Source organism: Chloroflexota bacterium, assembly GCA_018648225.1.
GTDB lineage: Bacteria > Chloroflexota > Anaerolineae > Anaerolineales > UBA11858 > NIOZ-UU35.
Genome location: JABGRQ010000217.1, coordinates 1 through 4,623 on the forward strand (window position 1 = coordinate 1; position 4,623 = coordinate 4,623).

Genomic DNA, 4,623 nt, shown 5'->3' on the forward strand with positions numbered 1-4,623 from the left:
CGTCTGGTCGCGCCTTTTATTCCCGCGCTGGATAAACATCTTGCCGAGGATAATCTGCCCTGGCAGGGCTATATGGAAACCCCCTTGAAGGCGCTGCTACAATTAATCGCCTTGCAACGCCATGTCTGGCCGCTTTTACCTGCTGTTCGACAACCATTGCTCATCATCCAGGGCGCACACGATGGGCGTATCCCCTCAGATGTGCCCGGGAGAATTGCCGAAGAAGTTAACGCCACCCATGTTGAAATTCACTTCATGGAACAGTCGGGGCATGTGGTTATTCTCGACCGGGAGATTGATCAAGTCGCGGCATTAACGTTGGAGTTTCTGGCGCGCAACGATAGCAAAAACCTACCCCAAAAAATACAGGGCTAACACAATATTCACAAGTACGTAACTGGTGGGTACAAGCCATTGGAATAAGCGATCAAGTTTGAGCGCTTGTTCTGCGCCATCTCTGCGGGTTCGTAAATGCACCATGACATTTTCTACGATGGCAATACTGGCATATATATAGCCAACGAAAACGATCCCATCCAGGAGGGTTGGATAGGACAGGCGCGGTAAAAAACTTGAGAGCACGCGGTGAAAAGCGACCACGGTTAATAATGCAATAAAACTTCGCCCCATTCGACCGCTGGCGGCTTCTCCTTCCATCCAGAACACAGACCAGGAAAGCATGATGATTAATAGCATGGGGGCAATTTTCATCAAATAAAACTGGGGGTGACGCACGGCGTGAATACGGTATATGAACTCAGAAAACGCTTCGTCAGAACGAATTTCTTGCTCTAATTTGACTTCGCTTGAAATCGCGTCGATACTCCACTCTTCACTACTGTAATGCGGATCAAAGCCAATTCTTTTGTCGTTTGGTACAAGAACTAAATCTTGATGATTCCAGGCAAACGATTCAATATCGATCTCTAATATTTGTTCATCAAAAGGGAATTTCTTCAAGTCAAAATCGACATGAATCATCGCCACAAATTTTTCTTCATATTCCACGGTGCCATCCGAAAAGATAATCAACTCCAGATTTTCGGTTTGCCGACCATGGCTTGAATTTTCGATCTCGATATCGGGCCACCAAATTTGCTCTAGCTCAATTTCGGCAGCATGCTCTTCATATATTTTGCGATCATAGCCATATTCGGCGGCATCAAAAGCCAGGCGCTCGTCTTTCCATTGCAAATCCATAAACATTTCAGCTTCAAACATCGGAGTCGAATCGGAAGGCGCGGAAATTCCATCCAGCGCCATCAAATAAAGGCCAATTATCACTTCGGTGGGTTCGGCTGGGGGAATGACTGGCGCGATGACCGTTGATTCAGGGATTAGCGTTTCGCCTTCATCAGCCTGCGCCGAAGCAGGAATCAGGGCCAGGCAAAGTGCGGCCAGTATGATGAAGAGAATATTGCGATATTTTTTTTGAGATGAGTAAGAAGAATAGATAAGCATTGCCAGTTACTCCTTGAAAAGCGCGGGTGGGACTGTAGTACTGGCTGGTTATTATACAACATAAGTCAGATGCTATTATGCCGAATTAGGCAATGCTTATTTCTCGCGATGAAATTCTCGCACGATTTCGGCCATAATCGCCAGAGCAATTTCTTCGGGCTTGCGCCCCCCTAAATTCAACCCGATGGGGCCGCGGATGCGGTCGAGCTGCGCCATACTCATCCCCGCGTTGTGCAAACGCTGGCGACGCTGTTCTTGCGTATTGCGACTGCCCAGCGCGCCGATATAGAACGCCGGACTGCCCAATGCAGTGATTAGAGCCGGGTCATCCAGTTTGGGGTCGTGGGTCAACGCTGCAACGGCGGTGGTGCGCGTCAGCCTGATTTCTTTCAAAGCCTGTTCGGGCCAGGTGGTGAGGATTGTATCGGCGAGGGGGAAGCGCTGCGCGTTGCCAAAGCCTTTGCGTGGATCAATGAGGATGGTGCAAAATCCGAGCGTGTCGGCGAGCGCGACCAGCGCAACGGCAATATGCACACCCCCGATGATGACCAGCGTGGGGGCTGGGTGCGAGACATGGAGAAAGAAATCCACCTCTGGGGTTAGAGCGATGATTTCGGAGGGCTGGTTGCGCTGTAAGGCCCCCCGGAGGGAATCCAGCGCGACTGCGCGTAGATCACCCGCGAGCGCGCCAACGCTGCGCCCGTCTTCGTCCAGAAGCAGCTCTTTGCCCAGTAAGTTCTCCGGGCCGCGGATGACCATTCCCGCGGCGACTGATTTTTCTTCCTGCCAGAAATCGAGTTGAGTGAGATCGTAGGGGCGCACAAAAATTGCAATTTGGCCGCCGCAGGCCAACCCGACTCCCCAGGCTGTTTCGTTGGCGATGCCAAAATGCAGCAAACGCGGCTGGCTGTTTGAGAGGCTTTCCCGCGCGGCTTCGACAACCGCGCCTTCCACGCAACCCCCGCTGACCGAGCCGAGCATCTCGCCGGTTGATGAGACGGCCATATTTGCGCCCACGCCGCGCGGCGCCGAACCCCAGGTTTGGATGACGCTCGCCAGGGCGGCGCGTTTGTCTTGTTCGCGCCAGCGGATCAGGGCTGTCAGAATTTCACGCATCGGAATCTGGATTCAAGTGCGCCAGCATCTCGGCGGGTGTATTGACCGGATTTTTACAGGTGTAGCCCTGGCAGACATAAGCGGTGGGGCGTATGTTTTGCAGGGGACGATTTTTAAGAATTTCCGGGGCTGCTGCGGGAGCAGGGTAGGGGCTGTGCGCGCTGAGCGTGCGCGGCCGGTAGCTCTGCCACAGCGCATCAATGAGTTGTTGAGTCTCTGGGTGATTGCGTTCGCCAAGGATGGCGACCTCGCGGCTGGGGCCAATCGCGAGGTCGGATGCGCATAGCCATTGGGCAAAGCCAGTCGGATAGCGAGCCATATTGGGCGCTAATGCGGCGAGCATTGCTTCGGCGCGGTCATGCCATTGGGTGTTCAGCTCGTACGCGGCGAGTTGCAGCAATGCCGTAGCGGCCAGCGCGTTGCCGGAGGGTGTGGCGTTGTCTTGCAGGTCTTTGGGGCGCAGCAGCAATGCTTCGTGATCGTCGCGCGTGTCGAAGAAGCCCCCCGCCGGATCGCTGAAGTGGGCTACCATTTCCTCGCCGAGTTTTTGCGCCTCCGTGTACCAGCGGAGGTTTGAATCGGTCTGGTAGAGCGCCAGCAGTGCCAAAATCAGGCTGGCGTAGTCTTCCAGATAGGCGTTGTATTTGGCCTGCCCATTGCGCCATGAACGCAGTAAGCGATCCTCCAAATAGAGATTTTCAAGCAGAAATTCGGCATTGCGCTCGGCAATTTGCGTATAGTCATCTCTGCGCAAATAACGACCAGCTTCGGCAAAAGCAGTCAGCATCATGGCGTTCCAGAAGGTGAGCACTTTATCGTCGGTGCCGGGGCGGATGCGCCCGGCGCGTTTTTCGAGCAGCCGGGCATGAGTTTGGGCTAATTTGTGGGGCACATCTTCGAGCGGGATGTCAAATTCTTCAGCGAGTTGTTCATCGTCCAAAACGCGTTGCAGGATATTTTTTCCCTCAAAGTTGCCGCCTTGCGTCACGCCATACGCGGCCAGGAAGAAGATGGTCTCCTGAGGGTCCGTGATGATCTCCTGAATCTCTTCCAGTGTCCAGACGTAGAATTTGCCTTCTTCGCCCTCCGAATCGGCATCCAGACTGCTGAAGAAACCGCCCTGCGGGTGCGTCATTTCGCGCAGGGTGAAATCCAGCACCTCTTCACAGATGCGGCGAAAGAATGCCTCGCCCGTGAGCAGGTAGGCGTGCAAATAGGCCAACGCCAATTGCGCATTATCATAGAGCATTTTTTCAAAGTGCGGCACCAGCCAGCGGGCATCCACGCTGTAGCGGGCAAAACCGCCGCCAACGACATCGTACATGCCGCCTTTTGCCATGGCGCGCAAGGCGTGTGTGGCGATCTCCAGAGCCTTTTGATCGCCACGAGCGGCCCGATTGCCGCGAGTGGCCTGCCGGAGCAAAAATTCAATCGCCATTGGCTGCGGAAATTTGGGCGCCTGCCCCCAGCCGCCGTACTGCTCATCGTAGGCTTGCGTCAGGTGTGTGACCGCTTGCTCCAGGGTTTGCAGGCTGATTCCGTTCCCTGCGGTGTTGGGCACGCTGAAGGTTTGTTGCAGTTGTTGGGCGAGCGTCTGGCTGCTGTGCAGGATTTTGCCGCGCTCATCTCGCCAGATTTGCGTGATACTGAGCAGGATTTGGCGAAAGGCCGGCATCCGGTAACGCGGCTCTGGGGGGAAATAAGTTCCCCCATAGAAGGGTTCGCCCTCGGGAGTTAGAAAAACGCTCATCGGCCAGCCGCCCTGCCCGGTCATCGCCACGACTGCCTGCATGTAGATCGTGTCAATGTCGGGGCGTTCTTCACGATCCACTTTGATGTTGACGAAGTGCTGGTTCATAATCCCCGCGGTGTCTGCATCCTCGAAGGATTCATGCGCCATAACATGACACCAATGGCAAGCCGCGTAGCCTACGCTGAGAAAAATAGGTTTGTCTTCGCGGCGCGCTATTTCGAGGGCTTCTTCGCCCCATGGGTACCAGTCTACCGGATTGGTGGCATGTTGAAGCAGATAAGGGGAATTTTCGT

The 4,623-nt window shown here is 54.5% G+C and carries 4 protein-coding genes; 1 reads left to right on the forward strand and 3 read right to left on the reverse strand.

Annotated features, from left to right (window positions below; all coding sequences use genetic code 11):
• On the forward strand, positions 1-375 hold a 375-nt coding region (locus HN413_18215), incomplete at its 5' end, for a hypothetical protein (GenBank protein MBT3392337.1).
• Here HN413_18215 and HN413_18220 read toward each other — a convergent pair.
• From HN413_18220 to HN413_18230, 3 genes are all read right to left on the reverse strand, one after another.
• Positions 352-1,461 carry a hypothetical protein gene (locus tag HN413_18220; protein MBT3392338.1) on the reverse strand — a complete coding sequence of 370 codons (1,110 nt, stop codon included), beginning with the start codon at positions 1,459-1,461 and terminating at the stop codon, positions 352-354. The genes HN413_18215 and HN413_18220 overlap by 24 nt on opposite strands.
• Positions 1,462-1,557: 96 nt before the next feature.
• Positions 1,558-2,577: an XdhC family protein gene (locus tag HN413_18225; protein MBT3392339.1), complete on the reverse strand. Its 1,020-nt coding sequence runs from the start codon at positions 2,575-2,577 to the stop codon at positions 1,558-1,560.
• Positions 2,570-4,623 (reverse strand): thioredoxin domain-containing protein (locus HN413_18230; GenBank protein ID MBT3392340.1); only part of this gene is annotated, 2,054 nt, incomplete at its 5' end. The genes HN413_18225 and HN413_18230, both read right to left, overlap by 8 nt.

Bases quoted from the DNA above. Each gene is read 5' to 3' on its own strand.
- HN413_18225 (MBT3392339.1), bottom strand. From the start codon at position 2,577: ATGCGTGAAATTCTGACAGCCCTGATCCGCTGGCGCGAACAAGACAAA.
- HN413_18220 (MBT3392338.1), bottom strand. From the start codon at position 1,461: ATGCTTATCTATTCTTCTTACTCATCTCAAAAAAAATATCGCAATATT.